Origin of the sequence: Enterobacter sp. I4 (assembly GCF_022669095.1) — a bacterium.
GTDB classification, from domain to species: Bacteria; Pseudomonadota; Gammaproteobacteria; order Enterobacterales; family Enterobacteriaceae; genus Enterobacter; species Enterobacter pasteurii.
The window spans coordinates 1530932-1546864 of sequence record NZ_JALBUO010000001.1; the positions used below are offsets into that span (position 1 = coordinate 1530932).

At 55.4% G+C, this 15933-nt stretch carries 17 protein-coding genes and 1 other annotated feature; of the genes, 7 read left to right on the forward strand and 10 right to left on the reverse strand.

Going from position 1 to position 15933, the window contains the following annotated elements:
* Nucleotides 1-26: 26 nt before the first annotated feature.
* Complete coding sequence (gene gndA, locus MOQ06_RS07265) at nt 27-1433, forward strand: NADP-dependent phosphogluconate dehydrogenase (RefSeq protein WP_006811221.1); 1407 nt, start codon at nt 27-29, stop codon at nt 1431-1433.
* Between the two features lie 222 nt (nt 1434-1655).
* Nucleotides 1656-2822, forward strand: coding sequence for a UDP-glucose 6-dehydrogenase (gene ugd / locus MOQ06_RS07270; RefSeq protein WP_242172222.1), 1167 nt, complete (start codon nt 1656-1658; stop codon nt 2820-2822).
* A gap of 51 nt (nt 2823-2873) precedes the next feature.
* Here ugd and MOQ06_RS07275 read toward each other — a convergent pair whose 3' ends face one another.
* The gene (locus MOQ06_RS07275) at nt 2874-3878 is read right to left on the reverse strand and encodes an NAD-dependent epimerase (RefSeq protein WP_242172223.1); all 1005 of its coding nucleotides are present in this window, start codon (nt 3876-3878) and stop codon (nt 2874-2876) included.
* A gap of 195 nt (nt 3879-4073) precedes the next feature.
* Between MOQ06_RS07275 and wzzB the strand changes: the two genes are divergently transcribed.
* The gene (wzzB, locus tag MOQ06_RS07280) at nt 4074-5054 is read left to right on the forward strand and encodes an LPS O-antigen chain length determinant protein WzzB (RefSeq protein ID WP_242172224.1); all 981 of its coding nucleotides are present in this window, start codon (nt 4074-4076) and stop codon (nt 5052-5054) included.
* A gap of 39 nt (nt 5055-5093) precedes the next feature.
* Here wzzB and hisIE read toward each other — a convergent pair whose 3' ends face one another.
* The 9 genes from hisIE to hisL all read right to left on the reverse strand — a co-directional run bounded on the left by hisIE (nt 5094) and on the right by hisL (nt 12310).
* On the reverse strand, nt 5094-5705 hold the full coding sequence (gene hisIE, locus MOQ06_RS07285; RefSeq protein WP_242172225.1) for a bifunctional phosphoribosyl-AMP cyclohydrolase/phosphoribosyl-ATP diphosphatase HisIE: 612 nt from the start codon (nt 5703-5705) through the stop codon (nt 5094-5096).
* Entirely contained in the window at nt 5699-6475 is a 777-nt protein-coding gene (gene hisF, locus MOQ06_RS07290; RefSeq protein WP_242172226.1) for an imidazole glycerol phosphate synthase subunit HisF, read from the reverse strand. Before hisF ends, hisIE begins: the two co-directional genes overlap by 7 nt.
* Nucleotides 6457-7194 carry a 1-(5-phosphoribosyl)-5-[(5-phosphoribosylamino)methylideneamino]imidazole-4-carboxamide isomerase gene (gene hisA / locus MOQ06_RS07295; RefSeq protein ID WP_242172228.1) on the reverse strand — a complete coding sequence of 246 codons (738 nt, stop codon included), beginning with the start codon at nt 7192-7194 and terminating at the stop codon, nt 6457-6459. The genes hisF and hisA overlap by 19 nt, the downstream gene beginning before the upstream one ends.
* A complete protein-coding gene (gene hisH, locus MOQ06_RS07300; RefSeq protein WP_242172229.1) occupies nt 7194-7784 on the reverse strand; it encodes an imidazole glycerol phosphate synthase subunit HisH in 591 nt (196 codons plus the stop codon). Before hisH ends, hisA begins: the two co-directional genes overlap by 1 nt.
* Nucleotides 7784-8851 carry a bifunctional histidinol-phosphatase/imidazoleglycerol-phosphate dehydratase HisB gene (gene hisB, locus MOQ06_RS07305; protein ID WP_242172230.1) on the reverse strand — a complete coding sequence of 356 codons (1068 nt, stop codon included), beginning with the start codon at nt 8849-8851 and terminating at the stop codon, nt 7784-7786. Before hisB ends, hisH begins: the two co-directional genes overlap by 1 nt.
* Nucleotides 8848-9909, reverse strand: coding sequence for a histidinol-phosphate transaminase (gene hisC, locus MOQ06_RS07310; RefSeq protein WP_242172231.1), 1062 nt, complete (start codon nt 9907-9909; stop codon nt 8848-8850). Before hisC ends, hisB begins: the two co-directional genes overlap by 4 nt.
* Nucleotides 9906-11210, reverse strand: a complete 1305-nt coding sequence (gene hisD / locus MOQ06_RS07315) for a histidinol dehydrogenase (protein WP_242172232.1) — start codon at nt 11208-11210, stop codon at nt 9906-9908. Before hisD ends, hisC begins: the two co-directional genes overlap by 4 nt.
* 5 nt (nt 11211-11215) lie before the next feature.
* Nucleotides 11216-12115: an ATP phosphoribosyltransferase gene (gene hisG / locus MOQ06_RS07320; protein ID WP_148418207.1), complete on the reverse strand. Its 900-nt coding sequence runs from the start codon at nt 12113-12115 to the stop codon at nt 11216-11218.
* Between the two features lie 45 nt (nt 12116-12160).
* Nucleotides 12161-12284: a sequence feature (His leader region), on the reverse strand.
* Nucleotides 12260-12310, reverse strand: coding sequence for a his operon leader peptide (hisL, locus tag MOQ06_RS07325; protein ID WP_099516347.1), 51 nt, complete (start codon nt 12308-12310; stop codon nt 12260-12262). It overlaps the preceding feature by 25 nt.
* 173 nt (nt 12311-12483) lie before the next feature.
* Here hisL and MOQ06_RS07330 point away from each other — a divergent pair, with 173 nt between their 5' ends.
* The 4 genes from MOQ06_RS07330 to MOQ06_RS07345 all read left to right on the forward strand — a co-directional run bounded on the left by MOQ06_RS07330 (nt 12484) and on the right by MOQ06_RS07345 (nt 15909).
* Nucleotides 12484-13308 (forward strand): SDR family oxidoreductase, encoded by an 825-nt coding sequence (locus MOQ06_RS07330; RefSeq protein ID WP_148418206.1) that lies wholly within the window; start codon nt 12484-12486, stop codon nt 13306-13308.
* Between the two features lie 41 nt (nt 13309-13349).
* The gene (locus MOQ06_RS07335; RefSeq protein WP_242172233.1) at nt 13350-14279 is read left to right on the forward strand and encodes a LysR substrate-binding domain-containing protein; all 930 of its coding nucleotides are present in this window, start codon (nt 13350-13352) and stop codon (nt 14277-14279) included.
* Nucleotides 14280-14498: 219 nt separating this feature from the next.
* On the forward strand, nt 14499-14561 hold the full coding sequence (gene yoeI / locus MOQ06_RS07340; RefSeq protein WP_099458931.1) for a membrane protein YoeI: 63 nt from the start codon (nt 14499-14501) through the stop codon (nt 14559-14561).
* Nucleotides 14551-15909: an APC family permease gene (locus MOQ06_RS07345; protein WP_193355836.1), complete on the forward strand. Its 1359-nt coding sequence runs from the start codon at nt 14551-14553 to the stop codon at nt 15907-15909. Before yoeI ends, MOQ06_RS07345 begins: the two co-directional genes overlap by 11 nt.
* Nucleotides 15910-15933 lie beyond the last annotated feature (24 nt).

Below are 15933 nucleotides of genomic sequence, written 5' to 3' on the forward strand. Positions count from 1 at the left end.
TATCAGTCACCTGACAGGAGTATGTAATGTCCAAGCAACAGATCGGCGTTGTCGGTATGGCAGTGATGGGGCGCAACCTGGCGCTCAACATCGAAAGCCGTGGTTATACCGTCTCCGTTTTCAACCGCTCCCGTGATAAGACCGAAGAAGTCATCGCTGAGAATCCGGGAAAGAAACTGGTTCCTTTCTATACGGTTAAAGAGTTTGTTGAGTCTCTGGAAACACCTCGTCGTATCCTGTTAATGGTTAAAGCGGGCGCAGGTACCGATGCTGCCATCGACTCCCTGAAGCCATATCTGGATAAAGGCGACATCATCATCGATGGTGGTAACACCTTCTTCCACGACACTATTCGTCGTAATCGTGAACTGTCTGCTGAAGGCTTTAACTTCATTGGCACGGGCGTGTCCGGCGGGGAAGAGGGCGCTTTGAAAGGTCCATCTATCATGCCTGGCGGCCAGAAAGAAGCGTACGAACTGGTCGCGCCAATCCTGACCAAAATCGCAGCCGTTGCGGAAGACGGTGAGCCATGCGTGACCTATATCGGTCCTGACGGTGCTGGCCACTATGTGAAGATGGTTCACAACGGCATCGAATACGGCGATATGCAGCTGATTGCCGAAGCTTACTCCCTGCTGAAAGGCGGCCTGAACCTCTCTAACGAAGAACTGGCTGAGACCTTTACCGAGTGGAACAAAGGCGAGCTGAACAGCTATCTGATTGACATCACCAAAGATATCTTCACTAAGAAAGATGAAGAGGGTAAATACCTGGTCGATGTGATTCTGGATGAAGCGGCGAACAAAGGTACCGGTAAATGGACCAGCCAGAGCTCTCTGGATCTGGGCGAGCCGCTGTCCCTGATCACCGAATCTGTATTCGCGCGATATATCTCTTCTCTTAAAGAGCAGCGCGTTGCGGCATCCAAAGTGCTGTCCGGCCCGCAGGCTAAACCAGCCGGTGACAAAGCTGAGTTCGTTGAAAAAGTACGTCGTGCACTGTATCTGGGTAAAATCGTCTCTTATGCGCAGGGCTTCTCTCAGCTGCGTGCAGCTTCAGACGAAAACAACTGGGATCTGAACTACGGCGAGATTGCGAAGATCTTCCGTGCCGGCTGCATCATTCGTGCTCAGTTCCTGCAAAAAATCACCGATGCCTATGCTGAAAATGCGGGTATCGCCAACCTTCTGCTGGCGCCTTACTTCAAGCAGATTGCAGACGAATATCAGCAGGCGCTGCGTGATGTCGTTGCGTACGCCGTGCAGAACGGTATCCCGGTTCCAACTTTCTCCGCTGCGGTGGCGTACTACGACAGCTATCGTGCTGCCGTTCTGCCAGCGAACCTGATTCAGGCACAGCGTGACTACTTCGGTGCGCATACCTATAAGCGTACCGATAAAGAAGGTGTGTTCCACACCGAATGGCTGGATTGAGTTAATACAGCTGCGGTGAACATAACCCGGAGATATCTCCGGGTTTTTTTACGTTAAAAAATGACGTTTTTTTTCGAAGTTGTCTGAATGTCGGCCCCCTTGCGGGGATTAGTCCTGGTTTGCCTTGACAGTTCTGTCAGGCTGGAGGTACAAAGCCCAACAGTCTATTTCGCGATGGTCTGACGATCATCTCTACAATTAACTCACAGAAGTCATAAGCGAATGAAAATAACTATCTCCGGAACTGGTTACGTTGGCCTCTCAAACGGTATATTGATTGCCCAGAATCATGAAGTGGTTGCGCTGGATATCGTTCAGGCCAAAGTGGACATGCTGAACCAGAAGCAGTCTCCTATTTTTGACAAAGAGATTCAGGATTATCTTTCGAATAAATCGCTTAATTTCCGTGCTACTACCGACAAAGAAGATGCGTATCGTGATGCGGATTACGTCATCATCGCCACACCAACCGACTACGATCCGAAAACCAACTACTTCAACACCTCTACCGTTGAGGCAGTTATCAAAGACGTTGTAGCGATCAATCCTAACGCAGTGATGGTTATCAAATCGACCATTCCAGTGGGCTTCACCAAATCGATTAAAGAAGAGTTGGGTATTGATAATGTCTTCTTCTCGCCGGAGTTTCTGCGCGAGGGCAGGGCGTTATACGATAACCTGCATCCATCACGCATTGTGATCGGTGAGCGTTCCGAACGTGCGGAGCGTTTTGCGGCGCTGCTTCAGGAAGGCGCCATCAAGCAAGATATCCCGGTTCTGTTCACCGACTCAACTGAAGCGGAGGCGATTAAGCTTTTCGCTAACACCTATCTGGCAATGCGCGTGGCTTACTTCAACGAGCTGGACAGCTATGCAGAGAGCTTAGGCCTGAACACACGTCAGATTATTGAAGGCGTGTGCCTCGACCCGCGTATTGGTAACCACTACAACAACCCGTCATTCGGTTACGGCGGTTACTGTCTGCCAAAAGACACCAAGCAGCTGCTGGCAAACTATCAGGCGGTGCCAAATAACCTGATTTCCGCAATTGTGGATGCTAACCGTACGCGTAAAGACTTCATCTCGGATTCGATCCTGGCGCGCCAGCCAAAAGTGGTGGGGGTGTATCGACTGATCATGAAGAGCGGTTCGGATAACTTCCGCGCCTCTTCCATTCAGGGGATCATGAAGCGTATTAAGGCAAAAGGCGTGCAGGTCATCATTTATGAACCGGCCATGCAGGAAGACGAGTTCTTCCACTCGCGCGTAATTCGCGATCTGGATACGTTTAAGAAAGAAGCGGACGTGATTATCTCTAACCGCATGGCGCAAGAGCTGGCTGACGTTAAAGATAAAGTCTATACCCGTGACCTGTTCGGTAGTGACTGATTGCTAACTGTCGCGCATAAAAAACCCGGCGTTTAGCCGGGTTTTCTATTTTTAAACGTTGTAAAAGTTGCGGTACCAGTCGACGAAGTTTTTCACGCCCTCCTTGACGGAGGTCTGCGGTTTAAACCCAATGACGTCATAAAGCGCTCTGGTATCTGCACTGGTCTCCAGTACGTCACCCGGCTGGATAGGCATCATATTTTTTACCGCTTCTTTGCCCAGAGCCTCTTCAAGCGCTGTGATGTAGTCCATCAGCTCTACCGGAGAGCTGTTGCCGATGTTGTATACGCGGTATGGAGCAGAACTGGTTGCAGGTGAACCCGCTTCGACCGTCCAGTCGGCATTGGCCTCGGGTATGACGTCCTGCAGGCGAATAATCGCCTCGGCGATATCATCGATATAGGTGAAGTCACGTTTCATCTTGCCGTAGTTGTATACGTCGATGCTGTTACCTTCAATCATAGCTTTGGTGAATTTGAACAGCGCCATGTCAGGGCGTCCCCACGGGCCATACACGGTGAAGAAGCGCAGGCCAGTGGTCGGCAGGTTGTACAGATGCGAATAGGTATGCGACATCAGCTCGTTAGCTTTTTTGGTTGCCGCATACAGGGATACCGGGTGGTCCACTGAATCGTCAGTGGAAAACGGCATCTTACGGTTAAGGCCGTAAACGGAGCTGGATGATGCATACAGAAGATGCTGAACCTTATTGTGGCGACAGCCTTCAAGCACGTTAAGATGCCCTATAAGGTTGGCATCAGCATAGGCGTGGGGGTTTTCCAGAGAATAACGGACGCCCGCCTGTGCGGCCAGATGAATGACGCGGTCAAATTTCTCATCAGCGAAGAGCGCAGCCATGCCCTCACGGTCCGCTAAATCCAGCTTGAGGAAAGTGAAACGCTCGGATTTCAATAAGTCCAGGCGTGCCAGCTTAAGATTGACGTCGTAATAATCATTGAGGTTATCAATCCCAACGACCTCATGCCCCGCATCAAGCAAGCGCTTGCTGACGTGAGAACCGATAAACCCCGCTGCGCCCGTAATCAGAAATTTCATAGCTTCCCTCATTAAAACAGTGTTCTTGTTGATGCCACAAGACATCAGATTCCCGCTATGATAGCGCGTTGTTCTTCACATACATAACCCATCTTTCCGATATAACTCATCGGATTCTTATAGAAAAATCCGTAGCAACAGATACACTAGGTAGACATGTTTCTTTTTGCCCTTTTTTGATCTGTTAGGGATTGTATGACGCAAAACAACAATAGCCTGGTCACTCGCAGCAATGACCCGGAGCAAATTGATTTACTGGATTTAGTACTACAGCTGTGGCGCGGCAAGTGGGTAATTGGAGCGTTTATTGCTGTTTTTATCGTTCTTGCTGGCGTTTATATCACCATTGCAAAAGAAAAGTGGACCTCGTCGGCGATCATCGCCCAGCCTGACGCAGCGCAAATTGCAACTTACGCGAATGCATTGAATATTCTCTATGGTAGTGCCGCACCCTCAATGCAGGATATTCAAGGTCGCGCTATTGGCCGCTTCAATTCTTCTTTTTCTGCTTTAGCGCAAGCTCTTGAAAACCAAGAGCTCCCTGAAATACTCACAATTGAACCTACCGTCAAGGGGCAGAGCTTACCCTTAACGGTTACATATCAGGGCGAATCTGCTGAAGCTGCACAAAAGCAACTTGCACAGTATATTCAACAGGTTGACGAGCAGACGGCCAAAGAACTGACTCTTGACCTCAAGGATAACCTTAAGCAGCAGATCACTACCCTGAACGACTCCATTCAGAACCAGGAAAAAGTGGCTCAGGAGCAAAAAGATCTGCGTATTAAGCAGATTACTGAGGCGTATAAAAACGCGGAAGCCGCGAAAATTAGCACTCCGCAGCTCCAGCAAACTCAGGACGTTACTCAGGAAACCATGTTCCTGCTGGGCACGGTAGCGCTGAAGTCAATGATTGATAACGAGGCATCCCGTCCGCTCGTTTTCTCAGGTGCCTACTACCAGACCAAGCAAAACTTGCTGGATATTCAGAACCTTAACGTTAACCCGGACACAGTACACGTCTACCGTTACGTTATGAAACCGAATCTCCCGATCCGTCGCGACAGCCCGAAAAAAGCTATCACCCTGATCCTCGCCGTACTCCTCGGTGGAATTATCGGTTCTGGTGTTGTTCTTGGCCGTAACGCGCTGAGAAACTACAAACCGAAAGCCTGATTTGCAGACAAAAAAAGACCGGGTTTCCCCGGTCTTTTTTTATTTGTGTCTCTTACGTAAATTCTCAATTACCGCCGTTAAATCCAGCTCCTGATCCTGAAGCAGCACCAGCAGGTGATACATTAAATCCGACGCTTCGTTCGTCAGCTCCTCCCGGTCATGCACGGTGGCAGCCAGCGCGGTCTCAACGCCTTCCTCACCCACCTTCTGCGCAATGCGCTTGGTGCCGCTGGCGTACAGCTTCGCGGTGTACGAGCTCTCGGGATCCGCCGTTTTACGCTCAGCCAGCAATTGTTCCAGCTGATACAGGAACAGCCACTGGTGGCTCGCCTCGCCAAAGCAGCTGCTGGTCCCTTTGTGGCACGTTGGCCCAATCGGGTTTGCCAACACCAGCAGGGTGTCGTTATCGCAATCCGGCGTAATGCTTACCGCGTTCAGGAAATGACCGGAGGTTTCACCTTTGGTCCACAGGCGCTGTTTGGTGCGCGAGAAAAACGTCACCTTACCGCTGTCGATCGTTTGCGCCAGCGCCTCCTGGTTCATGTATCCCAGCATCAGCACTTCGCCTGATACGGCATGTTGTACAACCACCGGCAGTAATCCGTCAGTTTTTTCCCAGTCCAGCTGCGCCTGTTGTTGCTCTGTTAACATACCCTGATCTCCACGCCCTGGTCGGCCAGGTACGTTTTTAACTCACCAATATTGATAATCTGCTTGTGGAACACGGACGCGGCCAGCGCGCCGTCCACGTTTGCATCGCGGAAGGCTTCCAGGAAGTGTTCCATGGTGCCCGCGCCGCCGGAGGCAATCAGCGGAACCCGGCACACGGCGCGCACTTTTTTCAGCTGCTCGAGGTCGTAACCGTTACGCACCCCGTCCTGGTTCATCATGTTCAGCACGATCTCACCCGCGCCGCGTTTCTGCACTTCCTGCACCCAGTCCAGCGTCTCCCACTGCGTCACGCGCGTGCGGCTTTCATCGCCAGTGTACTGGTTGACGTGATACTTGCCCGTTGCGGCGCAATGCCAGGTGTCGATACCTACTACAATACACTGCACGCCAAAACGATCGGCCAGACGGGTGATCAGCTCGGGGTCTGCCAGCGCAGGGGAGTTAATGGAAATTTTGTCCGCACCGAAAGAGAGAATTTTGGCCGCGTCGTCAGCGGATTTGATCCCGCCCGCCACGCAGAAGGGGATATCGATCACCTCTGCCACGCGCGCTACCCAGCTTTTGTCCACCACGCGGCCATCGCTGGAGGCGGTGATATCATAAAATACCAGCTCGTCTGCGCCTTCGTCGGCATAGCGTTTAGCCAGCGGAACGATGTCGCCAATGATTTCGTGGTTGCGGAACTGCACGCCCTTAACCACCTGACCGTCGCGCACGTCCAGGCAGGGAATTATCCGTTTTGCCAGCATTGAATCGCCTCCGTTACAGTAAATTTTCCTTCCAGCAGGGCCCGACCCACAATCACGCCCTTCACGCCGGTCCCGCGCAGCGCGGCGATATCGTTAATATCACCTATGCCGCCGGAGGACTGAAACGCCACCTGCGGATAGCGGGCGCAAACGTCTTGATATAAAGAAACGTTAGAGCCTGCCAGCGTGCCGTCGCGGGAGATATCCGTGCACAGCACGTGCTTCAGGCCAACGGGAAGATAAATATCGACCAGCGCTTCCAGGGTAACGCCAGAGTTCTCCTGCCAGCCGCTGACCGCGACCTGCTTGTTACCCTGCTCGTCGATGCGCACGTCCAGCGCCAGCACCAGCGCATCCGCGCCGAAGCGGCGGAACCAGCCCTTGACCGTCTCAGGATCTTTTACGGCGGTCGAACCGACCACCACGCGCGCCACGCCAGCGTCCAGCAGTGCCGCAACGTCGTCTTCCGTACGCACGCCGCCGCCAACCTGCACGGGAACGTCCACGCCAGCCACCAGTTTTTTCAGCAGCGGGATCTGGCGTTTCGCCGGATCTTTCGCGCCGGTTAAATCGACGAGGTGCAGCACCTCAGCCCCCTGCGCCGCATACGCCTGGAGACGCGGCAGCGGGTCGTTGCCGTAGTCGCGCTGCTGGCCGTAGTCGCCCTGATGGAGGCGAACCACCGTGCCGTCAATTAAATCTAAAGCGGGAATAATCATCACATCTCCAGGAAGTTTTTCAGCAGCTGTGCGCCGGCGGCGCCGGAGCGTTCCGGGTGAAACTGCACGCCGTAAAAATTATCTTTCTGTACCGCGGCGGTGAACGCCTCGCCGTAACTGCATTGGGCAATAGTGTACGTATTGACGGGCATCGCGTAGCTGTGGACGAAGTAGAAGTACGCGCCGTCTTCAATACCCTGAAACAGCCTGTTACCCGCCTTCGGATAGACGCGGTTCCAGCCCATGTGCGGCAGCGGCAGGCCGTGGTCGGCCATTTTCGGCACATCTTCTTCAATAATCCCCAGCAGGTCGACGCCGTTGCTCTCGTCGCTGCGGCGCCCGAGCAGCTGCATGCCCAGGCAAATGCCCAGCACCGGCTGGGTACAGGCTTTGATGAGCTCAACCAGCTCGCGCTCGTGGACCTGATCCATCGCCGCCTGGGCGGTGCCTACGCCCGGCAGAAAGAGTTTATCCGCGCGCAGCACCACGTCCGGGTCGCGGCTCACCGCTGGCTCATAGCCGTGGCGCATAATTGCCGAGCGCACGGAGTTCAGGTTGGCGCAGCCGGTATCCAGAATCACCACGTTCATTACAGCACTCCTTTCGACGAGGGAAGGGCATCACCGTCAACGCGGATCGCCTGGCGCAGGGTACGGCCAAAGGCTTTGAACAGGCTCTCCACGCGGTGGTGATCGTTTTTACCTTTGGTTTTCAGGTGCAGCGTCAGGCCCATCGTATAAGTCAGCGAGCGGAAGAAGTGCTCCACCATCTCGGTGCTGAGATCGCCCACGCGCTGGTAGGTGAAGTCGGCTTTGTATTCCAGGTGTGGACGACCGGAAATATCCATCGCGCAGCGCGCCAGGCATTCGTCCATCGGCAGGACAAAGCCAAAACGGTTGATGCCGCGCTTGTCGCCCAGCGCCAGCTTCAGGGCTTCGCCCAGCGCCAGTCCCGTGTCTTCCACGGTGTGGTGATCGTCAATGTAGAGATCGCCCTTAACGGTGATTTCCATCCGGAAGCCGCCGTGGGTCGCGATCTGGTCCAGCATATGGTCGAAGAAGCCGACGCCGGTGTGGATCTTGCTGCCGCCTTCGCGATCGAGCCAGACCTTAACGTCGATCTGCGTCTCTTTGGTGTTACGCTCAACGTGCGAATAGCGGTCGCGTCTGGTCAGCTGTTCGCCAATCATCGTCCAGTTAAGCGCGTCACGGCTGTAGCGCAGGCCCGCGATGCCCATGTTTTCCGCCAGGGTGATATCCGTGACGCGATCGCCGATGACGTAGCTGTTCGCTTTATCAAGCGCTTCTTCCGCCAGATAGCGCTCGACGAGCTTCACTTTTGGCTTACGGCAGTCGCACTCGTCGGCAGGCATGTGCGGGCAGATCAGCACCTCTTCAAACACCACGCCCTGCGAGGTCAGCACCTGCATCATCAGGTTGTGCGGGCCGTCGAAGTCCGCCTGCGGGAAGCTCGCGGTACCAAGACCATCCTGGTTGGTGATCATCACCAGCTTATAGCCCGCTTTCTGAAGCTTCAGCAGCACCGGGATCACGTCGGGTTCAAACGCCAGCTTGTCGAAACGGTCGACCTGAAAATCGCTGGGTGGCTCCGATATGAGGGTGCCGTCACGATCGATAAAGAGGGTTTTCTGGCTCATACTTTCTCCGCTTTCAGGGCGTCAATCACGCGCTGGCTCTCTGCACGGGTGCCGACGGTAATCCGCAGGCAGCCGCTCAGGGAAGGTTGTTTATTCTGGTCTCGTAAGATAATGCCCTGATCCCACAATGATTTAAATATCGCGCTTGAGGCGGTGAAGCGCGCGAGGACGTAGTTGGTTTCAGAATCGAACACCTGCTCCACGCACGGAATAGCCTTCAGGGCCTCGACCAGATACTGGCGCTCTTCAAGGATCTGCGCCACGCGCTCGCGCATCGCTTTAATCCCCTGCGGGGCCAGCGCCTGTGCCGCGATGTCGGCAACCGGCGTTGAAAGCGGGTAAGGGGCGATCACTTTCAGCAGCAGGTCGATAACCGCCTTATTCGCCAGCGTAAATCCGCAGCGGAGGCCGGCGAGGGCAAAGGCTTTGGACAGGGTGCGCAGCACGACGAGATGCGGATATTCTTCAAGCCAGCCCGCCAGCGTCGCCTGCGGACAAAACTCAATGTAGGCTTCGTCAGCCACCACCAGCGCTTTGCCGCGGGTCATCTCCAGCAGGGCGCGAACGTCCTGCGGATCCATAATCTGTCCGGTCGGGTTGTTTGGGCTACAGACAAACACCACCTTCACCCCGTCGAGGTTATCGGCGATGCCCTGCAGGTCGAGCTGCCAGTTTTCCAGCGCCTGCACGTTGCGGCAGGCTACGCCGAAGGTTTCGGCGCTGACGCTGTACATCCCGTAGGTGGGCTGGCAGTACATCACCGCGTCTTTACCCGGCTCGCAGAAGGCGCGGATCAGCAGCTCAATGCCTTCGTCCGCCCCGCGGCTGACCAGCACCTGCTCAGGCTTCACGCCCGCGTACTGCGCGTAGTTTTCGATCACCGCTTTCGGCTGACATTCCGGGTAGCGGTTCAGCGTCTGCTGCGACAGCTCGAAGGCCACCGCCGTTGGATACTCGTTAGCGTTCAGCCAGACGTCGCCGTTTCCGCCCAGACGGCGCGCGGACTGATAGGGCGTCAGGCGGCGGACATTTTCGCGGGCTAATTCTTCAATGTTCATGCTTGCTCCTTCAGGGCGGCAACGCGCAGCGTCACGGCATTTTTGTGGGCGGTCAGGCGCTCGGCGGCGGCCAGGGTTTCAATGGTCGACGCGAGCGAGGCAAACCCCTCGCGGGAGAGTTCCTGCACGGTCATGCGCTTCTGGAAATCTGCCAGCCCCAGGCTTGAGCAGGTTGAGGTATAGCCGTACGTCGGCAGCACGTGATTGGTGCCGGAGGCGTAATCCCCGGCGGATTCCGGTGACCAGTCGCCGAGGAACACCGAGCCCGCGCTGGTAATGCCGTCAACCAGCTCGCGCGCGTTGCGGGTCTGAATAATCAGGTGTTCCGGGCCGTACTGGTTGGAGATGGCAATACACTGGTCGAGATCGCGAGCCACAATCAGTCGGCTGGCCGATAGCGCCTGACGCGCCGTTTCCGCGCGCGGCAGGTCGGCAAGCTGGCGCTCAACGGCCTCGCCCACGCGTTTTGCCATATCGGCATCTGGCGTCAGTAAAATCACCTGCGAATCTGGGCCATGCTCTGCCTGCGAGAGCAGGTCAGAGGCCACGAAGTCTGGCGTGGCGCCGCTGTCGGCGATCACCAGTACTTCAGACGGCCCGGCAGGCATATCAATCGCGGCGCCATCCAGACGCTGGCTGACCTGGCGCTTCGCTTCGGTAACGTACGCGTTGCCCGGGCCAAAAATTTTGTCGACCTTGGGAACAGACTCCGTTCCGAACGCCATGGCGGAAATCGCCTGCGCTCCGCCCACCTTATATACCGCCTGCACGCCGCAGAGTTTTGCCGCATAGAGGATCTCATCGGCAATCGGTGGCGGAGAGCACAGCACCACTTTCTGGCAGCCGGCAATGCGTGCCGGGGTTGCCAGCATCAGTACGGTCGAAAACAGCGGAGCAGAGCCGCCGGGAATATAGAGGCCGACGGAGGCCACCGGGCGCGTCACCTGCTGGCAGCGCACGCCGGGCAGGGTTTCCACGTCCACGGCCTGCAGTACCTGCGCGGTGTGGAAGGTATCAATATTTTTTACCGCGACGGCCATCGCCTGTTTGATCTCGTCCCCAAGGCGGCTTTCCGCCTCGGCGATCTCCTGGGCGGTAACCCGTAACTCGTTAACCTCGGTTTTATCAAACGTTGCGCTGTACTCGCGCAGGGCATCGTCCCCGCGGGCTTTGACGTTGTCGAGGATCTCCCCCACGGTGCGGGTGATGCTCTCAGAGGCGGAAATGGCCGGACGCATCAGCAGCTCGCGCTGCTGCGCGTCGCTGCACGTATTCCAGTCGATGATTGTGTTAAAACGCATGGCCGTTACTCCATCATCTTCTCAATTGGCAGCACCAGAATAGAGCTTGCCCCCAGCGCCTTCAGTTTTTCCATGGTTTCCCAGAACAGGGTTTCGCTGCTGACCATGTGCATCGCCACGCGCTGCTGGTCGCCCGCCAGCGGCAGGATGGTTGGGCGCTCGGCGCCCGGCAGCAGGGCAATTACCTCATCCAGACGTTCGGTTGGAGCGTGCATCATGATGTATTTGGATTCACGCGCCTGAATCACGCCCTGAATGCGGGTCAGCAGTTTGTCGATGAGCTGCTGTTTGGCGTCGGCCATGTCGCCGTCGCGCTGGATAAGGCACGCTTTGGAGCGGTAGATAACCTCCACTTCGCGCAGGCCGTTCGCTTCCAGCGTGGCGCCGGTGGAGACGAGGTCACAGATGGCATCGGCCAGGCCCGCACGCGGGGCCACTTCCACGGAGCCATTCAGCAGGCAGGATTTGAACTGCACGCCTTTTTGGTCGAGGTAACGCTTCAGCAGGTGAGGGTAAGAGGTGGCGATACGTTTACCGTTAAGCGCGGCCGGGCCGTCCCACGCTTCATCAACCGGCGTCGCCAGCGACAGGCGGCACCCGCCGAAGTCCAGACGGCGCAGGGTAAAGTAGCGCGGATCTTCACCCTGAGCGCGGCGGGTGAGCAGCTCTTCTTCCAGCACGTTTTCGCCGATGATGCCGAGGTCAACGACGCCGTCCATCACCAGGCCAGGAATATCGTCATCACGCACGCGCAGAATATCGATCGGCATATTTTCAGCAAGGGCGATCAGGCGCTGGGTGTGCAGGTTAATTTTAATCCCGCAGCGGGCCAGCAGTTCGCGTGAATCGTCGCTTAAACGGCCTGATTTTTGAATAGCTATGCGTAAACGTGCGTTATCTAACATTCTGTGTTCCTCGTTAACCTGTAATAACCTGTCTGAATGCGGTCCAAAAAAAAGCCCCCGGAAGGTGATCTTCCGGGGGCTTTTTCATGCGTTCATGCACCACTGGAAGATCCAAACGTCTTCCAGCACACATCGCCTGAAAGACTAGTCAGGATGATGGTGATGGTGGTGGTTTTTAAATGGAACGCGTGTCATATAAATTCTCGTTGAATGCTTATGCATTTGATGTCTTTTAACCTAAACCAGTTGTACGCCAGAAAGCAAGGGCTTTTTTTGATCATTAATTCATTTCATATTGATGCTATGAATTGTGCGTTCCATCAGGCTGGCGTAGCCTTATAAAAGGCGGAGTTAAGCGGAGAATGTACATGAAAAAGGTCGCGATTGTCGGTTTAGGGTGGTTAGGAATGCCGCTGGCGATGTCATTAGCCGCGAAAGGCTGGCAGGTGACGGGGAGTAAGACCACGCGGGACGGGGTTGAAGCGGCGCGCATGTGCGGCATTGAGGGCGTCGAGCTGCGTCTCGAACCTGAGTTAATTTGCGATACGGACGAGCTGGATGAGCTGATGAATGTGGACGCGCTGGTGATTACCTTGCCGGCGCGGCGCAGCGGGCCGGGAGAGACGTTTTACCTGCAGGCCGTACAGGAGATTGTGGACAGCGCGCTGGCGCACCATATTCCGCGCATCATCTTTACCAGCTCAACGTCGGTTTATGGCGACATCGACGGCACGGCGAAGGAGAGCACCGAGCGCCGTCCGGTGACCGCCAGCGGCCGGGTGCTGAAAGAGCTGGAGGACTGGCTGCATAACCTGCCCGGCACGCAGGTGGATATTTTACGCCTCGCCGGGCTGGTGGGGCCGGGGCGTCATCCGGGGCGTTTCTTTGCCGGTAAATCGGCGCCGGACGGCCAGCACGGCGTCAATCTGGTGCATCTGGCGGACGTTGTCAGCGCGATAGAGCTGCTTTTACAGGCTCCAAAAGGGGGGCACATCTATAATATATGTGCGCCTTCGCATCCGCCGCGCAGTACCTTTTATCCGCTGATGGCGCGCCAGCTTGGCCTGGCTCCGCCGGTATTCAGCGATGCGCAGGGCGATCGCAAAGGCAAAATTATTGATGGCAATCGCATTTGCCATGAGCTGGGGTTTGAGTATCAGTATCCCGATCCGCTGGTTATGCCGATGGAATAACTGCACCGGCGGAGACAATCGCACACCGCAAGGGGGCGAAGATGAAACCGCTGCTGGATGTTCTCGTTATTCTGGATGCGCTGGAAAAAGAGGGGAGCTTTGCCGCCGCTTCGGCAAAGCTCTACAAAACGCCTTCGGCCCTGAGCTATGCCGTGCAAAAGCTTGAGAGCGATCTTAACATTCAAATTCTTGACCGCACCGGTCATCGCGCGCGCTTTACCCGCACAGGGCAGATGCTGCTGGAAAAGGGGCGCGACGTGCTGCATTCGGTGCGCGAGCTGGAAAAACAGGCCGTTAAGCTCCACCAGGGCTGGGAAAATGAGCTGGTCATTGGGGTAGATGACACGTTCCCTTTTTCGCTGCTTACGCCGCTCATCGAGGCGTTTTATCAGCGCCACAGCGTCACGCGGCTGATTTTTATCAACGGCGTGCTGGGCGGCTCGTGGGACGCCTTAACGCAGGGCAGGGCGGATATCATCGTTGGGGCGCTGCATGAACCACCCCAGCTGAGTGAATTTGGCTATGCCCGCTTGGGCGTTCTGGAGCAGATTTTTGCCGTAGCGCCTCATCACCCGCTGGCAAATGAACCTGAGCCCGTTACCCGACGCGTGATTAAAAACCATCGCGCCATTGTGGTAGGCGACAGCGCGCGTCCGGAGTGCGGCATATCATCGCAGCTACTAGACGAGCAGGAGGCCATCACCGTTTTTGATTTTAAAACCAAGCTCGAACTGCAAATTAGCGGCCTGGGGTGCGGCTATCTTCCCCGCTATTTAGCGCAGCGGTTTATTGAAAGCGGAGCGCTGGTGGAAAAACAGGTTTTAGCGCAACGCGGTAACGAATCGGTTTGGGTGGGCTGGAATGAACAAACCGCAGGGCTTGCCAGCGCCTGGTGGCGAGACGAAATTTTAGCAAATAGTGCTATCGCCGCCGTTTACTCTCAGGCAGATGATGGGAAATCAACCAGTTAGAAAAATTAATTTATGGGCTTGTTTCTCAATGTATTGCGTTTTGTATCTGGAATAGGGCAAAATGCCGCCGCTGCAAACAAATGAATAATCGACGATATAAAAGGCGTCGGTTATTTTTTTTTGCATGTACGAAACGAAACTAAAAACCAAGAGGCCGGGCTTCGTACCGGATAGATATTTACTAAAATCCGACAGTTGTTGTCGCTGAGGAAGAAAGAAATGGGGCAATTTTTCGCTTACGTGGCGGTTATCACCGTAAAGGAGAATAACTATGTCGCATAACGCAACTCCAAACACCTCTCGCGTGGAATTACGTAAAACGCTTACGTTGATTCCGGTTGTTATGATGGGCCTGGCCTATATGCAACCGATGACGCTGTTCGATACATTCGGTATCGTATCAGGCCTTACTGACGGTCACGTTGCAACGGCGTACGCCTTTGCGCTGGTCGCCATTCTCTTTACGGCGCTGAGCTACGGTAAACTGGTTCGCCGTTTCCCGTCCGCAGGCTCTGCGTACACCTATGCTCAGAAATCCATTAGCCCGGCGGTTGGCTTTATGGTGGGCTGGTCATCCCTGCTGGACTACCTGTTCATGCCGATGATCAACATTCTGCTGGCAAAAATTTACTTCGAAGCGCTGGTGCCTTCCGTGCCGTCGTGGATCTTCGTGGTGGCGCTGGTGGCCTTTATGACCATCTCTAACCTGCGCAGCATCAAGACCGTGGCTAACTTCAATACCCTGATCGTTATTCTTCAGATGGGTATTGTGGCGGTTATCGTTGGGCTGATTATCTACGGCGTTTCCCACGGTGAAGGCGCAGGTACGCTGACCAGCACCCGTCCGTTCTGGTCTGAAGGCGCGCACGTGGTGCCGATGATCACCGGCGCGACTATCCTGTGCTTCTCGTTCCTGGGCTTCGACGGTATCTCTTCTCTGTCTGAAGAGACCAAAGACGCCGAGCGTGTGATCCCGAAAGCGATTTTCCTGACTGCGCTGATTGGCGGCCTGATCTTCATCGGCGCGTCATACTTCCTGCAGCTGTACTTCCCGGACATCTCTCGCTTTAAAGATCCGGATGCATCACAGCCTGAAATCATGCTGTACGTGGCGGGTAAAACCTTCCAGTGGGGCGTGCTGATCTTCTCCAGCGTAACCGTACTGGCTTCCGGTATGGCGGCTCATGCGGGCGTATCGCGTCTGATGTACGTGATGGGCCGTGACGGTGTGTTCCCAACCCGCTTCTTCGGTTACGTGCATCCAAAATGGCGTACCCCGGCGTGGAACGTGCTGCTGGTTGGCGCAATTGCGCTGCTGGCGATTAAGTTCGACCTGGTTACAGCAACTGCGCTTATCAACTTCGGTGCGCTGGTCGCGTTCACCTTCGTTAACCTCTCCGTGATTTCGCAGTTCTGGATCCGTGAGAAGCGCAACAAGACGCTGAAGGATCACATCAACTACCTGGTGCTGCCGGTGTGCGGTGCGCTGACGGTGGGCGCGCTGTGGATTAACCTGGAAGAGAGCTCAATGGTTCTGGGTCTGATCTGGGGCGGTATCGGTCTGGTTTACCTGGCCTGCGTAACGAAGAGCTTCCGCAACCCGGTTCCTCAGTACGAAGACGTAGCGTAAGTTTTAACGCGTTAAAAAAAAGCC

What these genes read in the sequence shown, in the direction of transcription:
- gndA (WP_006811221.1), top strand. Translation starts at nt 27, where the DNA reads ATGTCCAAGCAACAGATCGGCGTTGTCGGTATGGCAGTGATGGGGCGC.
- ugd (WP_242172222.1), top strand. Translation starts at nt 1,656, where the DNA reads ATGAAAATAACTATCTCCGGAACTGGTTACGTTGGCCTCTCAAACGGT.
- MOQ06_RS07275 (WP_242172223.1), bottom strand. Translation starts at nt 3,878, where the DNA reads ATGAAATTTCTGATTACGGGCGCAGCGGGGTTTATCGGTTCTCACGTC.
- wzzB (WP_242172224.1), top strand. Translation starts at nt 4,074, where the DNA reads ATGACGCAAAACAACAATAGCCTGGTCACTCGCAGCAATGACCCGGAG.
- hisIE (WP_242172225.1), bottom strand. Translation starts at nt 5,705, where the DNA reads ATGTTAACAGAGCAACAACAGGCGCAGCTGGACTGGGAAAAAACTGAC.
- hisF (WP_242172226.1), bottom strand. Translation starts at nt 6,475, where the DNA reads ATGCTGGCAAAACGGATAATTCCCTGCCTGGACGTGCGCGACGGTCAG.
- hisA (WP_242172228.1), bottom strand. Translation starts at nt 7,194, where the DNA reads ATGATTATTCCCGCTTTAGATTTAATTGACGGCACGGTGGTTCGCCTC.
- hisH (WP_242172229.1), bottom strand. Translation starts at nt 7,784, where the DNA reads ATGAACGTGGTGATTCTGGATACCGGCTGCGCCAACCTGAACTCCGTG.
- hisB (WP_242172230.1), bottom strand. Translation starts at nt 8,851, where the DNA reads ATGAGCCAGAAAACCCTCTTTATCGATCGTGACGGCACCCTCATATCG.
- hisC (WP_242172231.1), bottom strand. Translation starts at nt 9,909, where the DNA reads ATGAACATTGAAGAATTAGCCCGCGAAAATGTCCGCCGCCTGACGCCC.
- hisD (WP_242172232.1), bottom strand. Translation starts at nt 11,210, where the DNA reads ATGCGTTTTAACACAATCATCGACTGGAATACGTGCAGCGACGCGCAG.
- hisG (WP_148418207.1), bottom strand. Translation starts at nt 12,115, where the DNA reads ATGTTAGATAACGCACGTTTACGCATAGCTATTCAAAAATCAGGCCGT.
- MOQ06_RS07330 (WP_148418206.1), top strand. Translation starts at nt 12,484, where the DNA reads ATGAAAAAGGTCGCGATTGTCGGTTTAGGGTGGTTAGGAATGCCGCTG.
- MOQ06_RS07335 (WP_242172233.1), top strand. Translation starts at nt 13,350, where the DNA reads ATGAAACCGCTGCTGGATGTTCTCGTTATTCTGGATGCGCTGGAAAAA.
- MOQ06_RS07345 (WP_193355836.1), top strand. Translation starts at nt 14,551, where the DNA reads ATGTCGCATAACGCAACTCCAAACACCTCTCGCGTGGAATTACGTAAA.